This is a genomic window from Shouchella oshimensis (assembly GCF_002019765.1).
Taxonomy (GTDB): domain Bacteria; phylum Bacillota; class Bacilli; order Bacillales; family Bacillaceae_D; genus Shouchella; species Shouchella oshimensis.
Window position 1 is genome coordinate 2,565,719 of record NZ_KV917380.1, and the last position, 16,763, is coordinate 2,582,481.

At 40.6% G+C, this 16,763-nt stretch carries 17 protein-coding genes; 2 read left to right on the forward strand and 15 right to left on the reverse strand.

Annotated elements, in window-relative coordinates; all coding sequences use genetic code 11:
* Window positions 1–9 precede the first annotated feature (9 nt).
* The 8 genes from BK583_RS12880 to rpsU form a co-directional block, all read right to left on the reverse strand.
* Window positions 10–981, reverse strand: coding sequence for a PhoH family protein (locus tag BK583_RS12880; protein WP_055736030.1), 972 nt, complete (start codon window positions 979–981; stop codon window positions 10–12).
* 5 nt (window positions 982–986) lie between these two features.
* Window positions 987–2,174 (reverse strand): sporulation protein YqfD, encoded by a 1,188-nt coding sequence (yqfD, locus tag BK583_RS12885; RefSeq protein ID WP_055736031.1) that lies wholly within the window; start codon window positions 2,172–2,174, stop codon window positions 987–989.
* A 26-nt stretch (window positions 2,175–2,200) separates the two neighbouring features.
* Window positions 2,201–2,491 (reverse strand): sporulation protein YqfC, encoded by a 291-nt coding sequence (yqfC, locus tag BK583_RS12890; protein WP_038478909.1) that lies wholly within the window; start codon window positions 2,489–2,491, stop codon window positions 2,201–2,203.
* Between the two features lie 160 nt (window positions 2,492–2,651).
* On the reverse strand, window positions 2,652–3,188 hold the full coding sequence (locus BK583_RS12895; protein WP_055736032.1) for a YqfB family membrane protein: 537 nt from the start codon (window positions 3,186–3,188) through the stop codon (window positions 2,652–2,654).
* 54 nt (window positions 3,189–3,242) lie between these two features.
* Window positions 3,243–4,259: a flotillin-like protein FloA gene (floA, locus tag BK583_RS12900; RefSeq protein WP_055736033.1), complete on the reverse strand. Its 1,017-nt coding sequence runs from the start codon at window positions 4,257–4,259 to the stop codon at window positions 3,243–3,245.
* A gap of 25 nt (window positions 4,260–4,284) precedes the next feature.
* Entirely contained in the window at window positions 4,285–5,625 is a 1,341-nt protein-coding gene (locus tag BK583_RS12905) for an NfeD family protein (protein ID WP_055736034.1), read from the reverse strand.
* A 151-nt stretch (window positions 5,626–5,776) separates the two neighbouring features.
* Entirely contained in the window at window positions 5,777–6,220 is a 444-nt protein-coding gene (locus BK583_RS12910; protein WP_038478899.1) for a GatB/YqeY domain-containing protein, read from the reverse strand.
* A gap of 26 nt (window positions 6,221–6,246) precedes the next feature.
* Window positions 6,247–6,420 (reverse strand): 30S ribosomal protein S21, encoded by a 174-nt coding sequence (gene rpsU / locus BK583_RS12915; RefSeq protein ID WP_035396344.1) that lies wholly within the window; start codon window positions 6,418–6,420, stop codon window positions 6,247–6,249.
* A 183-nt stretch (window positions 6,421–6,603) separates the two neighbouring features.
* Between rpsU and BK583_RS12920 the strand changes: the two genes are divergently transcribed.
* Window positions 6,604–7,542, forward strand: coding sequence for a Na/Pi symporter (locus tag BK583_RS12920; protein ID WP_038478896.1), 939 nt, complete (start codon window positions 6,604–6,606; stop codon window positions 7,540–7,542).
* 42 nt (window positions 7,543–7,584) lie between these two features.
* Window positions 7,585–8,514, forward strand: coding sequence for an aldo/keto reductase (locus BK583_RS12925; protein ID WP_055736035.1), 930 nt, complete (start codon window positions 7,585–7,587; stop codon window positions 8,512–8,514).
* Between the two features lie 288 nt (window positions 8,515–8,802).
* Here the strand turns inward: BK583_RS12925 and deoC are convergent, their stop codons facing one another.
* The 7 genes from deoC to dnaK form a co-directional block, all read right to left on the reverse strand.
* Window positions 8,803–9,477, reverse strand: a complete 675-nt coding sequence (gene deoC, locus BK583_RS12930; protein WP_055736036.1) for a deoxyribose-phosphate aldolase — start codon at window positions 9,475–9,477, stop codon at window positions 8,803–8,805.
* A gap of 90 nt (window positions 9,478–9,567) precedes the next feature.
* Window positions 9,568–10,332: a class I SAM-dependent methyltransferase gene (locus BK583_RS12935; RefSeq protein ID WP_055736037.1), complete on the reverse strand. Its 765-nt coding sequence runs from the start codon at window positions 10,330–10,332 to the stop codon at window positions 9,568–9,570.
* A 193-nt stretch (window positions 10,333–10,525) separates the two neighbouring features.
* Window positions 10,526–11,863 (reverse strand): tRNA (N(6)-L-threonylcarbamoyladenosine(37)-C(2))-methylthiotransferase MtaB, encoded by a 1,338-nt coding sequence (gene mtaB / locus BK583_RS12940; protein ID WP_038478883.1) that lies wholly within the window; start codon window positions 11,861–11,863, stop codon window positions 10,526–10,528.
* A gap of 10 nt (window positions 11,864–11,873) precedes the next feature.
* The gene (locus tag BK583_RS12945; protein ID WP_055736038.1) at window positions 11,874–12,620 is read right to left on the reverse strand and encodes a 16S rRNA (uracil(1498)-N(3))-methyltransferase; all 747 of its coding nucleotides are present in this window, start codon (window positions 12,618–12,620) and stop codon (window positions 11,874–11,876) included.
* Window positions 12,621–12,628: 8 nt separating this feature from the next.
* Entirely contained in the window at window positions 12,629–13,573 is a 945-nt protein-coding gene (gene prmA, locus BK583_RS12950) for a 50S ribosomal protein L11 methyltransferase (protein ID WP_055736039.1), read from the reverse strand.
* A 72-nt stretch (window positions 13,574–13,645) separates the two neighbouring features.
* Complete coding sequence (dnaJ, locus tag BK583_RS12955; protein ID WP_038478874.1) at window positions 13,646–14,764, reverse strand: molecular chaperone DnaJ; 1,119 nt, start codon at window positions 14,762–14,764, stop codon at window positions 13,646–13,648.
* Between the two features lie 156 nt (window positions 14,765–14,920).
* The gene (gene dnaK, locus BK583_RS12960; protein WP_038478871.1) at window positions 14,921–16,756 is read right to left on the reverse strand and encodes a molecular chaperone DnaK; all 1,836 of its coding nucleotides are present in this window, start codon (window positions 16,754–16,756) and stop codon (window positions 14,921–14,923) included.
* Between the last annotated feature and the right edge of the window lie 7 nt (window positions 16,757–16,763).

Sequence of the window (16,763 nt, forward strand, 5' to 3'; positions counted from 1 at the left end):
CTTTGCACATTATTGATCGTTCAACCGCTCGTCATGTTCATATGCTTGAAGTATACGTTGGACGAGCACATGTCTTACTACATCAGATGCTTGAAGATAGACCATGCCAATCCCTTTTACGGATCTTAACTTGTGAAGCGCAACTTGTAATCCCGACTTCTTACCCTTTGGCAAATCGATTTGGGTAATATCTCCATTTATAACCATCTTTGATCCAAACCCTAGTCTAGTTATAAACATTTTAATTTGTTCTTCTGTCGTATTCTGCGCTTCATCTAAAATGACAAATGAATCATCTAACGTTCGACCTCGCATATAGGCTAATGGTGCAACTTCAATTGTGCCTCGCTCCATTAATCTCGTTGTATGCTCGACACCTAAAACATCATGCAGCGCATCGTAAATTGGACGTAAATAAGGGTCCACTTTTTCTTTTAAGTCACCTGGAAGAAATCCTAAGCTTTCACCGGCTTCAACAGCTGGACGGGTTAACACAATCCGGTTGACTTTCCCTTCTTTCAAAGCAGATACAGCTGAAACAACTGCTAGGTATGTTTTTCCCGTGCCGGCAGGGCCTACTCCAAATACCATATCATGTTTGCGAATCATGGAAATGTAGTGTCGCTGACCTAATGTTTTAGCTCGAATGATTTTCCCTTTGACCGTAGTCGCTATATTTTCATCGTATAATTCGTTTAATTCGGCTAGCTTTCCTTCTTTTTCTAGCTGAATCGCATAAAAGACGTCGCGTTCGGATAACTGAGCATATTGCTCGACGACGCCAATTAACGTCTCAATTATTTTTGCTGCGCGTTCAATTTGAAGCTTATCGCCAGTGATGAGGATATCTTCGCCTCTCGTCACTAATTCAATGGATAATTCTTCTTCAATTCGTTTTAAATGCAAATCATTCGGCCCATATAGTGCTTGTGCTATTTGAGCATCTCTTAAGTTAAGTTGAATCAATGATGTTTCTGACAATCGCCTCAGTCTCCTTGAATAATTGGTTTTTCTTGCGTAATCTCTTCAAGAACTTGGTAATGAATCTTTAATGAAACTGTATCATTTTCAACCGCTTCATGCAAAACTTGTTCACCTATTATGTCTGCACCTTCTGGCAAATCTTGTTCCAAGTCCAAACGTGCTTGCTCTTTCAACACGTCAAATGCTTCTTCTTTTTCATACGTTCGCTCAAAGTGTTGGGTTTCACGATGCTCATCAACAATAAGTTGGACCGGTAAACGATAGCCGAAAATCGTATACTGACTTTCTTTTCTATACGTTTCCATTGACTCGTAATCCGGCGCGGTAATATTCCAAAATGGGATAGACACATCGCCAACTTTTAACTGATATTTGTTTTTCTGCTCGCCCGTTAACGACGAGTATATTTGGGTGATTGGCATGCTTACAGTTGAAGTATACCATATTTCACCGACGACAGAGGCCTTAGCTGGAATTGTTTGCTCAGCCCCTTCTACACCAATAAAACCTGATACTAGCAAGTCCCCTTTTTCAACAACATCATTCGTTCGTTTTACCGCTGTCCCATCTTCAACAAACATTGATCGAATGACCGCTTTTTTCGATGCTACTAAGTGTCTAGGGCTTATTATTTCAGGATCTGATTGTCGCACTTGTTCAACAACCTCGAATTGATAGTTCGTCCCTTTTTTTTGCACACCAACCCAGGTTGCTTCATCTATTCGATCTGTCACATACGCTTGAATTTCATTTGGCTTTGGTAAACTGAAACTAAATTCACCTCGTTTAACACCTAATTCTGCAATGGCTTCTTCTAATTTTTTTTCAACTTGAGGAGAAGCACCATCTATCGAATACCCCCACACCATATTCGAGAGAAGAAAAAATGCAATAAAAAACGCAGCAATCCCCGTAACAAATCCCGCCCTTACTTTCATTTGTTTTATAAAAAAAGGAAGGCCTTGTCGCTCTTTAAAACGTAACGTTAAATCTGTTTTCCTTAAAAAGTGTCTTAATTGATGAATATTGCTTAACTGGACTTTAAACTGAATCTTCTCTGTTTCCATTACAGAAACGTCCCAAATGTGCATACCCTGTTTAAGACAGCGGTTCAATAGTTGCTCTGGATAAGGGCCGCTAATTTCTACCGTTACCACGCCACCTATCAAATTTACAAATCCATTTCGCATCGTGTTTCGCTCCTTATAAACAGTATTTACTTTTCTTCTTCATTAATAAACATCACTTTGTCTATTCTTCCTTCAAGCAGTAATTCTTCCGGCAAAATCGTCTTTAATACAAATTGATCCCCTGTCACAAGGAGCTGTCCCTCTTTTAACAATAAGCGAAGTTCTTTATTCGAAAATTGTAAAACCCCTCGATGGTTCTCAATATATATATGTAGCTGTCCTATCATTGTAATTCTCGGTAAATCCATTGTGACGTCAGCCGGAAGCTGCATTTGTTCGGTTACCCATTTTTTTATACGGTTTGTCATACGACTCATTAAGCAGCCCCCCTCCTAAAGATTGTATGAATGGCTCTGCTTACTTAGCACAAAAATGACTGGAACCCTACATTTTTGCTGGCCTTTTCAACATTTACGCAACAAAAAAAACGTAGCAATCACTAAAGTGATTGCTACGTTTTACTATAAGGTTTCAAGGTTAAAACGATCGACCTTTTGAACCACGCTGTCTACTTTTCGGTGGTCCAAGCACCTCAGACCATACAACAGCTTCCATCATTTTTTTTCCGGAAACATTCTTGAAATCCATATCTAATTTTCCCTCTGAGTTCGCCTGCTCACTTTCAGCCATTACCGCAACAACAGGTGCCGATTGGTTTTTTAACTCTTTGACCTTACGGCGTGCTTCACGATGACGCTCATAGAGTTCATTCTGCCGCTTCGCTGTGTCACGCTGTTGAGCTTCGCTTTGTCTTGATGGCTCGTTGATTGGCTCATAAGCTTGTTCAGGAGGTGCTGATTCACTCGGGAAATAATCCTCCCAACGGACTTCCTCTTGCCTTTGTTCAGCCGGTTGCTGCCTACGCTGCGGTTCAGCTGATTGTCGTTGGGGAGTTTGACGCTCCTCTTGTTGTTGGGTTGACTGCCCTAGTTTTGATAGAGAGCTGACTAAAACACCAACAATGATAATTAAGATAAGAGGATTCGCCAAGATAAATTGCACTAAATCTGACATCCATTATCCCCTCCTTCTTAATGGGTACACCAAATTGCCTTATGAGGGTTTTTCTTAATTATTTTTGTTTCTTGGATCGTTTTCAGGGAACATGTCACTGTCACCTTTTGATGATTTACTAATTGAATCTCTCATATCTGTGTCGGCTAATACGTTCTGGTAGTTCATATAATCCATTACACCCATGTGTCCTTTGCGCAACGCTTCAGAAAGCGCCATTGGAACTTCTGCTTCCGCTTCCACAACTTTCGCACGCATTTCTTCAACACGAGCTCTCATTTCTTGTTCTTGTGCTACAGCCATTGCACGACGCTCTTCAGCTTTCGCTTGAGCAATCTTTTTGTCTGCTTCGGCTTGATCGGTTTGTAGCTCTGCACCAATATTTTTACCAATATCGATGTCGGCAATGTCAATCGAAAGGATTTCAAAAGCAGTACCTGAATCCAATCCTTTTGTTAATACCGTTTGAGAAATCATATCTGGATTTTCAAGAACTTTCTTGTGATCTTGTTGAGAACCGATTGTCGAAACAATCCCCTCACCAACACGAGCGATAATTGTATCTTCACCCGCACCACCAACAAGTCGATCAATGTTCGCACGTACTGTAATTCTAGCTTTTGCTTTCACTTCAATCCCATCCATTGCTACACCGGCAATAAACGGTGTTTCAATGACTTTAGGATTTACACTCATTTGAACTGCTTCTAAAACGTCACGACCAGCAAGGTCAATTGCTGCCGCTCTTTCAAATGAGAGCTCGATATTCGCTCGCTGTGCTGCAATTAATGCATTAACTACTCGGTCAACGTTACCACCTGCTAAGTAATGCCCCTCTAATCTTGAAGAATCAAGGTCAATTCCTGCTTTAACCGCTTTAATTAGTGGGTTTACAACGCGAGCTGGCACAACTCGTCTAAGCCTCATTCCTACTAACTCAAAAATGCCAATTTTTACGCCAGCTGCAATAGCCGAGATCCATAAAGCTACTGGTACAAACGTAAATAAAATCGCCAGTAGAATAACAGCTGCTGCAACAATTATGAGCGTAATGATAATTCCATCATCCATTTCTCATTTCCTCCCTTATTCTAGTTTAATCGTTTTGCTCAATTTCTCTAACTACTACCCGTGAACCAGATGTATAGACAACCTTGAGCATACTCCCTCGTCCAATATAGCTTCCTTCAGACACAACGTCAAGGCGTCTGTCGTTAATTAACGCAATTCCCGCTGGTCTTAAGTCGCTTAATGCTTTACCTGTTTGACCTATTAGGCCTTGATCAGTTTCAGTTGAGAGATACCCTTCTTCGCTTGTTGTTTGAGCCTGAAGTACAAGCTTTTTCCATGGTCCCCGATTGCCAAAAAACACAAATAGAATAATGGCTGCTGCAATCGTCACAACAAGGGTTATGGCTACTGAAATGACCATTACTGTAGTCGAAAAAGAAGCCATAAAGAGTCCACCAATTATCAATCCGATTCCCAGTATGCCAAAAATACCGAAACCAGGTGCCACCATCTCAACACCTAATAAGACAATGCCAACAACAACTAATATTAACGACTCCCAACCAGCAAAACCTGCTACCATATGACCAAAGAAAAATAAAAGCAGTGCAGAAATACCCATAAATCCAGGAACGCCAAATCCCGGCGAGTATAGCTCCATAATTAAACCAAGACTTCCTATTGATAAAAGAATAGGAATAACAATAGGATTTGTGACAAACCGAGCAATTTGCTCCGCGATGCTCACTTCTGAATGAACAATGTTGACTTCATCAGACTGATACCCTAAGAAGTTAATCACACCGTCTACATTTCTTTCAATCGCGTCTGCATATCCGACTTCTAATGCCTGTTCTGCGTTTAATGTTAAATACCCAGAGGGAAATCCTTCAACATCAAAATCAGCATTTGACATTGCTTCCGCATAGGCAGGGTCTCTTCCCCCATCCGGTCCATTTTCTTCGGCAGCCGTTTTCATTCTGCTAATCCATAAGGACTGAACCTTCTCTTCAGCAGCATTCCCACTGCCATCAATAACACCTGCAGATCCCATTTGACCATTTGGTACCATGACAATTTGATCTGCATTTAACGCAATGTAGGCACCTGCAGAAATCGCTTCACTATTAATAAATGCGGTTACAGGAATAGTCGTATTGTTCATGATATTAGCGATGTTTCCAGCTGCATCCACTGCGCCACCTGGTGTATGAATATCGAGTATGATGTGATCAGCATTTTCTTCAGCAGCCTCTTTAAACGACCGCTCTAAAAATGCTTCGAGTCCCCGCTCAACGGTTTGTTCAACAGGAATGACATAAACCATTGCATCATTTGTATCATCCGCTTTAACAATCATTTGCAACGGTAGTAATAGAAAAACGAGCAAATACGAAACAAATGCAACCTTCAACCATTTGTTCACGTTTTTTTCATCCCCCCTATCTCTCTTATTCTCTTTACGAACGAAGAGAACGAAAAGTTTCGTCCTTCCTTAAAGTTTATCAGATGTGCTTTTCAAAACCAAACAGAACGCTAAAAAACCTCTGTTAGAAACAGAGGTTTATCAAGAATGTTTAAGTTAACCGCTTTGCAACAAGACGATTGACTGAACCACCATCGGCCTTCCCCTTTATCTTAGGCATCAATGCGCTCATCACTTTACCCATATCGGCTTTTGATGTTGCGCCTACTTCAGATATCGTTTCTTGAACGATGGCTTCCAATTCTTCTTCTGATAATTGTTTAGGCATATATCGTTGGAGCAAAGCAAGTTCTTCTTCTTGCTTCAACGCTAAATCTTCACGATTCGCTTGTTTAAATTCATGGAGGGATTCTTTACGCTGCTTTACTTCACGATTAAGCACAGTAAGGCTTTCATCTTCAGTAAGCTCACGCCCGAGCTTAATTTGCTCATTTTGTAACGAGGACTTCACCATACGAATAACGGAAAGCGTCTCTCTTTCCTTCTTTTTCATCGCAGTCTTCAGGTCCAGGTTTAACCTCTCAAGAAGAGTCAAGTGAAATCATCCTCTCCTAATCAGAACTAGAATTTACGTTTTCTAGCTGCTTCTGATTTCTTTTTACGCTTCACACTTGGCTTTTCGAAGTGTTTACGTTTTTTTACCTCAGCTAACGTTCCTTCTTTAGAGAGCGATCTCTTAAAGCGACGAAGTGCAGCATCAATCGATTCGTTTTTGCGAACACGAGTTTCTGCCATTCTATTTCCCTCCCTCCGAAAACAACCAAACTCAATACGTGTTTATGACACGTCTGCAGTAATTATAATACAGTCAAGGATTATGGTCAACTATAAGATCTCAATATCCATATCTACCTAAAGAAAAAAGACATGCTTCTTCTTTTTTGACCATATAGTTGGAAGGACGAGGTGATGATCAGCATGGTTAAGGAGTTTCTTTCCTTATTAATTGTCTTTATTGCTTTATTTTTATTTGGCATTTATATTTTAAGATCTGGTCTTTTGCAAGTAGGAACTTCAACTGTAAAAGCGATCTTAATAAAAACAACCAACTCTCCATTAAAAGGACTCATCGTTGGTATTCTTATAACGATGCTTTTTCAAAGTAGTTCAGTTGTCACTGTTTTATTAGTTGGACTTGTTGCGGCTGGCTTCATTCAATTTAGGCATTCCATTGGTGTTATACTTGGTGCTAACATTGGTTCGTGTTTTACATTAGAGTTAATCGCCTTCAATGTAACCGATTTGGCTGTTCCACTTCTCGTTATCGGTTTTCTCTGTCTGCTTTTGTCACATTCCTCTTTTTATGTTATTGGTTGCGTGTTATTTGGAATTGGTTGTATCTTCTTATCTATGAATGGACTAGAGGGTCTTGCAGAACCTTTACGCACACTTCCACTTACAGAACACTTCTTTATGTGGACAAACGATCATTATGTAGCAGGGATTTCCGTTGGTGCTATCATGACAACGATTATCCAATCAAGTACAGCGACAATTGGCATTGCGATGAGTTTTATTGAAGGGATGAGCTTGACGAGTGAATCTGGTGTAGCCATTATGCTTGGCGCAAATATTGGCACGTGCTTCACAGCTTACATCGCTAGTATTGGAGCAGGAAAGACAGCTCGACTCGTTGCCCATGCCCACATTTGGCTTAATTTGTTAGGCGCCATCCTTTTTTATCCATTTATTGATTTTTTGGCTCATTTTTCTTCGTTATTAAGTGATAGTTTAAGTGTACAACTGGCTCATGCAAGTACAATCTATAATATCATTTGTTCCTTACTGGTTCTCCCATTTGCAAATCGGTTTGCACGTTTTGTTCAATTTTTTGCACGATCGAAAAAAGACCTTTAAAATAAAACCGTACCCAACTAAAGCTTTCAGGAGGAGATAAAAGTGCGTAAAAAAGAATTAGGACATTCAGGGATCCATGTGTTTCCAATCGGATTAGGCGCTAATGCAGTTGGTGGGCATAATTTATATCCTAATCTTGATGAAGAGAAAGGTAAAGCGTTAGTACGTGATGGAATTAAAAATGGCGTTGATTTTATTGATACTGCCTTTATCTACGGTGAGGGTCGTTCGGAAGAGCTAATTGGAGAAGTCCTGCAAGAGTTCAAGCGAGAAGATGTTATTCTTGCCACCAAAGCGGCGCATCGAAAAGATGGAGATCAATATGTCTTTGATAACTCTCCAGCCTTTCTTAAAGCGTCAGTCGATGATGCGTTGAAACGACTAAACGTGAACTACATTGACCTATTTTACATTCACTTTCCAGATAAAGAGACGCCTAAAAGAGATGCCGTTGCCGCACTCCAAGAAATGAAAGAAGCTGGGAAAATTCGTTCTATCGGTGTGTCTAATTTTTCAATTGAACAATTGAAAGACGCGAATCGAGATGGGTACGTTGATGTTTATCAAGGTGAATACAATTTGTTAAATCGTGAAGCAGAAAAAGAGCTCTTTCCATATATGCTTGAGCATACCATCTCTTTTATCCCATACTTTCCTCTCGTATCTGGACTTCTAGCTGGAAAATACACAGAAGACACCGTCTTTCCTGAGGGTGATTTACGAAATCAACAAGGTCACTTCCAAGGAACCACGTTCAAACGAAACATCGAAAGAGTAAATCAACTAAAACCAATTGCTCAAAAGCATCATGTTGACGTTGCACACATCGTACTCGCTTGGTATTTAGCTAGACCAGAGATAGATATTATCATTCCAGGTGCTAAGCGCGCGGAACAACTGTTAGACAATGCTAAAAGCGTCGAAGTTACGTTGACTGAAGAGGATAAACGCTTTATTGACACATTGTTCTAAAAAGAAAAGAGGCTGGGACATAACGAAAAGTAGTAGTTGAAAAGACGAATAGTCTAAACTATGCTGAGTAGCACCGCTACAGGAGAATCCTTCGCTTTCCGGGGACACGGCCTCAGCCTCCTCCGTGGAAAACAGCCACTCCAGAGTCTTCAGACACGTGCTGATCCCCCAGGAGTCTTCGGGTTCTCCTTCCGTTCATTTTCATATAAAATAAACGACGAACGTTCCTAATTTCAGGAATGTTCGTCATTTTGGTCTGTCTATCTACTTTTGTCCCAACCTCTTTAATTAATAATTTGATTCGCTTTCTAATCCTTTTGCAATGGCAACTCCAGAACTTGCTCCAATTCGAGTAGCTCCTGCTTCAACCATCGCTTGTACATCTTCAAAACTTCTAACTCCACCAGACGCTTTTACGCCTACTTGTGAACCTACTGTGGAACGCATTAAACGAATATCCTCAACTGTAGCACCACCAGTAGAGAAACCAGTAGATGTTTTCACGAAATCAGCACCCGCTTGAACAGCTAAACGACAAGCTCTCTCTTTTTCTTCATTTGTAAGGAGGCTCGTTTCAATGATAACTTTCGTCAACGCTTTATTTTTCGCTGCGTCTACTACTGCCTTTATATCCGCTTGAACCGTTTCGTCATCTTGATCCTTTAATGCGGCAATATTGATCACCATATCAACTTCTGTTGCACCATTCTCAATGGCATCTTTCGTTTCTGCCGCTTTGATGACAGTTGTATTTTGCCCTAGAGGGAAGCCAATAACCGTACACACTTTCACTTCTGGCTCTTCAGCTAAAACTTGGGCTGCTGTCTTAACCCAATAAGGCTGGATACAGACAGAAGCAAACTTATATTGCTTTGCCTCTTCGCATAAATGTAAGATTTGTTGTTTTGTTGCATCTGCTTTTAAAAGCGTGTGGTCAATGAGGTGGGCGACTGATTCAGCCATTTCACTCATCCTTTCATCTGTTGTAATCTCTTGTTCATCATAACACGAAAAAGAGCGCAACACGAGTGGCAGGCTGATTCCCGCTGTGGGTTATGCTTTTATCGCTTCAAGCAAAATGGACTGACCCATAAAGGAGTGCACACCTGTATGATCTTCTTTTATAAATAGGGCAGCTTTAACGCTAGCAGGTAACTGACTCATCCACTGAGAGAGTTCTTGCTTTTGAGTAGTTGTAAATTGAACTCGATCTGTCCAATCTTGAAAAAGGAATGGTTTTTCAAACGTATGCATGCGTTTAACCGTGAAGCCTGCCTTTTCAACCATTTGCAGCCATTCGGATTTTTTATAGGCGCGTATATGACTGGCATCACGTTTCTTTTCAAGTTGATTATAAGCACTATCGACACCATCATCTTCTAATGCTACGTTATCCAGAAGGAAAAAACGCCCCTCTTTGGAGAGAATACGATAGGTTTCATCTAAAAATTTGGGTACATTCATAAAGTGATGAGCCGCTATGCGGTTAACTGCTAAATCAAAACGTTCATCTTCAAAAGGTAAATTTTCCGCAGCGGCCTCTACGTACTGAACATGATCAATCCCTGCATCACTTAAATGCTTTTTGGCAACTGACAACATTTCTGGAGTTAGATCAACAGCGACGATATCTTTTGTATACGCTGCTAATTTTTTGGCAACATGCCCACCACCAGTTGCAATATCAATTATAGATTGGGCATCACCCTCTTTTACTAAATGTTCTAATACAGCCAGATCTTTTCCTTTTGCATGAAGGTTGCTTGTAACATACGCTTCTGCATATGCACCAAATTGTTCTTTTGAACTCTTTTCCATCCCAATCAGTCCTCCTTTTGATTACATTTAGTATAAGTGAATAGCTTTATTATGGATAAGACTGTTTTCTTATCATCATCTATAAGGAGAGCAAATGGATTGGTACGAAAGAATACTTTTTGTAATTCAAAAAGGATGAACCCATTTGTCTTCTTTAGGGTTCATCCTTTTAGTGAAACATTGCTATAGCTTTTTAAACAAGCTCTTTATGATCATCCATCACACGGACAAATTCACCTTTGTTGAATGGATAGCCTGCTTCTGTAAGCTTTACTCGTACAATTTTACCAATCATTGACTCATCGCAAACAAGCTTTACTTTTAGGTAATTATCTGTATAACCGACAAATAGACCACTTTCAGGATTTTCTTTATCCCGTTCCTCTGGTATAACTTCTAAGACTTCATTTTCAAATGAAGATGCATATTCTTTTGCTAATTGGTTTGATAGCTCAATTAAACGATGAACTCTTTCGTTTTTCACTTCTTCGTCTACTTGGTCAGTCATTCGCGCAGCTGGGGTCCCCGTTCGCATTGAATAAGGAAATACATGAAGCTCACTGAATTTATGCTCCGCAATAAAATCATAGGTTTCTTGAAATTCTTCATTCGTTTCTCCAGGAAAACCAACAATCACATCAGACGTAATCGCTAAGCGTGGCAAAACGGCTTTTAGCTTTGTAATTCTTTCCGCAAATGCAGCCATTGTATATTTACGGCGCATTCTCTTTAAAACAGTATCAGAGCCAGATTGAAGTGGGATATGCATGTGGCGAACAACTTTTGTTGATTTGCCGATGACAGCAATGACTTCATCAGTTAATTGACTCGCTTCAATGGAAGATATTCGAATTCGTTTTAAGCCGCTAACTGTTTCTAAATCTTCTAGCAAACGGGCAAGACTATAGTCTTTTAAATCTTCGCCGTATCCACCTGTATGGATCCCTGTTAAAACAATTTCTTTGTAGCCTGCTTCCACAAGCTGTGTCGCTTGACGTACAACTTCTTCAGGATCACGAGAACGCATTAACCCTCGTGCCCACGGAATAATGCAGAATGTGCAGAAATTATTACAGCCTTCTTGAATCTTTAACGATGCTCTTGTACGATCTGTAAATGAAGGAACGTCTAGTTCTTCATAGACTCTTGTTTTCATAATGTTGCCGACGCCGTTAATAGGCTGACGTTCTTTTTTGAACTGTTCAATATAGGTAAGCATCTTTGGTCGATCTTGGGTACCTACAACAACGTCAACACCTGGAATCGCCATAATCTCAGCTGGAGATGTTTGCGCGTAACAGCCTGTTACACAAATAACAGCATCGGGATTTTTACGAATGGCTCGGCGAATGACTTGTCTACTCTTTTTATCCCCTGTATTGGTTACAGTACATGTATTGATAACATATACATCTGCTGTTTCTTCGTAATCTACTTTTTCATATCCTTCTTGCTTAAACAGCTGCCAGATAGCCTCTGTTTCGTAATGATTCACTTTACAACCTAGTGTATGAAACGCAACGGTTGACATTTAGTTCACCTCATAATTCTACTTGATAAGAGAGTGCGGCTAGCATATATAAACTTGCCGTTTCCGTTCTAAGAATTCTTGGACCTAAGCTACAAGGAATGGCTCCAGCTTGTGTTAATTGATCCACTTCTTGTCTTGCCATTCCCCCTTCTGGGCCGACAATGATTAATACACGCATTCCAGATGCTACTTTCTCTAGTTGCTCCTTTAATACGCTTTTTCCACCTTTTTTTGCCTCATCTTCATCACAAACTAAACAGAGATCGTAGGTATGTAAATTAGTTACTAACGATTGTCTGTTTAAAGGGCTTAATATGGTAGGAACAGAAGAACGATGGGACTGCTCTGCCGCCTCTTTAGCGATTTTTTCAAATCGGACAAGTTTTTTTTGCATTTTTTTCTCATCCCATTTTACAATAGACCGTTCTGCAATAAAAGGAACGATTGCGTGTACGCCTAATTCTGTGGCTTTTTGAATAATGTATTCAAACTTGTCCCCTTTTGGCAATCCTTGAGCAAGCGTAACGTATACAGGTAAATCGGTTTGTTTCGTTTCTTCGGAAAGAATGTCTCCACTCACTCTATCTTCAGAAAGCGCTGTTATCGTCGCTACAACAGCTCGACCAGTCTCATTTACACATATGATGGCATCTCCTACCGCCATTCGCATTACTTTTCGAATATGAGCGGCATCTTCACCTGTTACCGTAACCTGTATTTCGCTCATTTGTTTATTTGCGATAAAATAACGCTGCATACGTCACCTCACTCATTGACTTTCTTAGCTATAATGGCAACCCAGCCTTCTTGACGTTGAACGGCGGTAATCGTAAAGCCCGACGCTTCAATTTTATCTTTAACTAGCTGTTCTTTACGTTCAATAATACCTGAAGTAATAAAAGTTCCACCTGGCTTCACAACTCGATAAGCGTCATCTGTGAAGGTGACAATCACCTCTGCTAAAATGTTTGCGACAACAACATGAGCGCTATTCGCTTCGATTCCATTTAGTAAATTATTTTGCGCGATTTGAATCTTATTCTCTGCATCATTAAGCTTGAAATTTTCCCGTGCGCTCGTTACTGCAACATCATCTAAATCATAGGCATGTATCCTTTCTGCCCCTAATTTCCAGGCAGCGAGAGCGAGGACGCCTGATCCTGTTCCAACATCTATGACCGCATCACCTTTCTTTACAGACTCTTCTAATGCTTGTAAAGAAAGTACTGTCGTTGGATGAGTCCCTGTTCCAAACGCCATGCCAGGGTCAAGTTCAATAATAAGCTCATGGTCTTTTTTATGATAGTCTTCCCAAGTAGGAACGATGACAATCTGATCCGTTACTTTAACCGGGTGGTAATATTTCTTCCATGCGTTTGCCCAATCATCATCATTTACTTCTACATAGCCTGTTGTTCCAGGCGCAATCGGAATATCAAAAGCTACTAACCCTTTTATTCGGTCCTCCACTTCCGCAATTGTCCGTTCAAATGCATCATTCATTGGGAAATAAGCTTTCACCATCACGCCTTCTGTTGGATAATCGTCTGGAGAAAGCTCATAAACTTCACCAAACTTGACGCTCCATTCCGTAACCAAATCTTTCGGATCTTCTATCGCTACCCCAGCTGCGCCCTCTTCGTGAAGAATGTTTGAAACGGGTTCTACCGCTTCTTGCGTCGTATGAACACGAAATTCTGCCCATTTCATCTATTTATCCACCTTTTCAATTTCACTCGTAAAAGAAGTGAAGAAAAGGATTCCTTCTCTTCACTACCTTTTTTACTCGCCTTTAAATGCGCGGCGTAATTTATCAAAAAACCCATCATTTTGCTCTTCCGGGCGACCGCCACTCATACCTGCGAATTCTCTCATCAATTCTTTCTCATTTTCGTTTAACGTTTTTGGTGTTACCACTCGTACTTGTACGTGCTGATCCCCTTGGCCACGACCGTGAACATTCGGTACACCTTTACCTTTTAGTCTAAAATTCGTTCCTGTTTGTGTGCCAGCTGGAATTTTTAGCTTTATTTTCCCCGTTAACGTTGGTACTTCAATTTCGTCCCCTAATGCAACTTGTGGAAACGTTAGTGGAACTTCACAATAAATATCTTCACCATCACGCTCAAAGAATTCGTGTTCTTTCACTTGGAATACTACATACAAGTCCCCTGCAGGACCTCCATTTGTTCCAGCTTCTCCTTGACCAGAAACACGAAGCTGCTGTCCGTTATCAATTCCAGCAGGTACTTTGACGCTAATTTTCTTACGTTTTCGTACCTTTCCTTTACCATGGCAGGTATTACATTTATCTTTAATCATCTTTCCAGTACCTTCACAATGATTACAAACACGGCGATTTACCACACGGCCAAACGGTGTATTTTGCTCCACATTTAGCTGACCAGAACCTTTACAGTGCGAGCATGTTTCCGGCTTTGTTCCCGGCTTTGCACCGGAGCCATCACACGTTTCACAGTTCTCTTCTCGAGGAATTTCGATTTCTGTTTCTTTCCCAAAAACAGCTTCTTTAAATTCGAGTGTCATTGTGTATTGAAGATCATTCCCTTGTCTAGGGGCATTCGGATTTCTTCTTCCGCCACCTTGACCTCCGAAAAACATGTCAAAAATATCGCTAAAGCCACCAAAATCACCAGCTCCAGCCCCACCAAAACCTTGGTTTGGATCTGTATGACCGAACTGATCGTAGTGCGCTTTCTTTTGCGGATCACTTAATGTATCATATGCTTCTTTAACTTCTTTAAATTTCGCTTCTGCACCCTCTTCTTTATTCACATCAGGGTGGTATTGGCGAGCTAATTTTCGGTATGCTTTTTTCACTTCGTCTTCAGAAGCATTTTGGCTAACACCTAACACTTCATAAAAATCTCGTTTACTCACGGTTTTCCTCCCGACTACAAAGCATTCTCGCTGCTTTACCTATTCTCACATAACGTTCATCTTATCATCAGTCAAGTCTTTCGCGCAACTGGCATAAAAGACTTCTTAAAAAAAAGTCAAAGCCCTTGAAACTGACTTTGACTTTTCTCATTACACTTATTTCTTTTCGTCGTCGTTTACTTCTTCATATTCAGCATCGACAACATTATCATCCTGCTGGCTAGCGTTTTCGCCTTCAGCGCCTTGTTGTGCCTGTGCCGCTTGTGCTGCTTGCTCATACATTTTCGTAGTTAAAGCTGTGACGATTTCTTGAAGCTCGTCTTTAGCGGTTTTGATTTCTTCTTCATTATCACTTTCAAGTGCTGCTTTTAACTTATCTTTAGCAGCTTCCGCTTTTTCTTTTTCCCCTTGATCCACATTATCGCCAAGATCCGTTAATGTTTTTTCAGTTGAGAATACAAGCTGGTCTGCTTCATTGCGAAGTTCGACTTGCTCACGACGCTTCTTATCCGCTTCTGCATTTTCTTCTGCATCTTGAACCATTTTTTCGATGTCTTCATCTGATAGACCTGATGAAGATGTAATGGTAATAGATTGCTCTTTATTTGTACCAAGATCTTTCGCTTTTACATTTACGATACCGTTCGCATCAATATCAAAGCTCACTTCGATTTGTGGAACACCACGCGGTGCCGGTGGGATATCGTTTAACTGGAAACGACCAAGGGTTTTATTATCTGCAGCCATTTCACGTTCACCTTGAAGCACATGGATATCTACAGAAGGCTGGTTATCAGCAGCTGTTGAAAATGTTTGTGATTTAGATGTAGGGATGGTTGTATTACGCTCGATTAATTTCGTAAACACACCGCCCATTGTTTCAATACCTAGAGATAATGGTGTAACGTCAAGTAGAACGACGTCTTTTACATCACCTGTTAAAACACCTGCTTGAATTGCAGCACCAAGTGCAACCACTTCATCAGGATTTACTCCTTTGTGAGAGTCTTTACCTGTTAAACGTTTAATTGCTTCTTGTACAGCGGGAATACGAGTAGAACCACCAACAAGAACGACTTTGTCAATTTCAGAAGCTGAAAGACCAGCATCAGAAAGGGCACGGCGGGTCGGTGCTAGTGTACGTTCTACAAGATCACTTGAGATCTCATCAAACTTCGCACGGGTTAAGTTCATCTCTAAATGCTTTGGACCAGTAGAGTCTGCTGTAATAAACGGTAACGAAATTTGAGTTTGGGTTACGCCAGAAAGATCTTTCTTTGCTTTTTCTGCCGCATCTTTTAAACGTTGCATAGCCATTTTATCTTGTGATAAGTCAATGCCATTTTCTTTTTTGAATTCTGCTACAAGATGATCCATGATCACATCATCAAAGTCATCTCCACCTAACTTGTTATCACCAGAAGTTGCTTTAACTTCAAAGAAACCATCGCCTAGTTCAAGAATAGATACGTCAAATGTACCACCACCAAGGTCGTAAACAAGAATCGTTTGATCCTCTTCTTTTTCTAAACCGTATGCAAGTGCTGCAGCAGTCGGCTCATTGACAATACGATCTACTTCTAAACCTGCAATTTTACCAGCATCTTTTGTCGCTTGACGCTGAGAATCGTTGAAGTAAGCTGGAACCGTAATAACGGCTTTCGTTACTTTCTCACCTAAATAGGCTTCAGCATCTGATTTAAGCTTCTGTAAAATGATCGCAGAAAGTTCTTGTGGAGAGTAGCTCTTACCCTCTACTTCTACTTTGTAATCAGTACCCATATGACGCTTAATGGAGATCACTGTGTTCGGATTTGTAATCGCTTGGCGTTTCGCAACTTCTCCTACTAGACGCTCTCCATCTTTAAAAGCCACAACAGATGGTGTCGTGCGGTTACCTTCTGGATTCGGGATAACCGTTGCTTCGCCACCTTCCATTACTGCTACACATGAGTTCGTTGTACCTAAGTCAATTCCAATAATTTTACTCATATTTTTT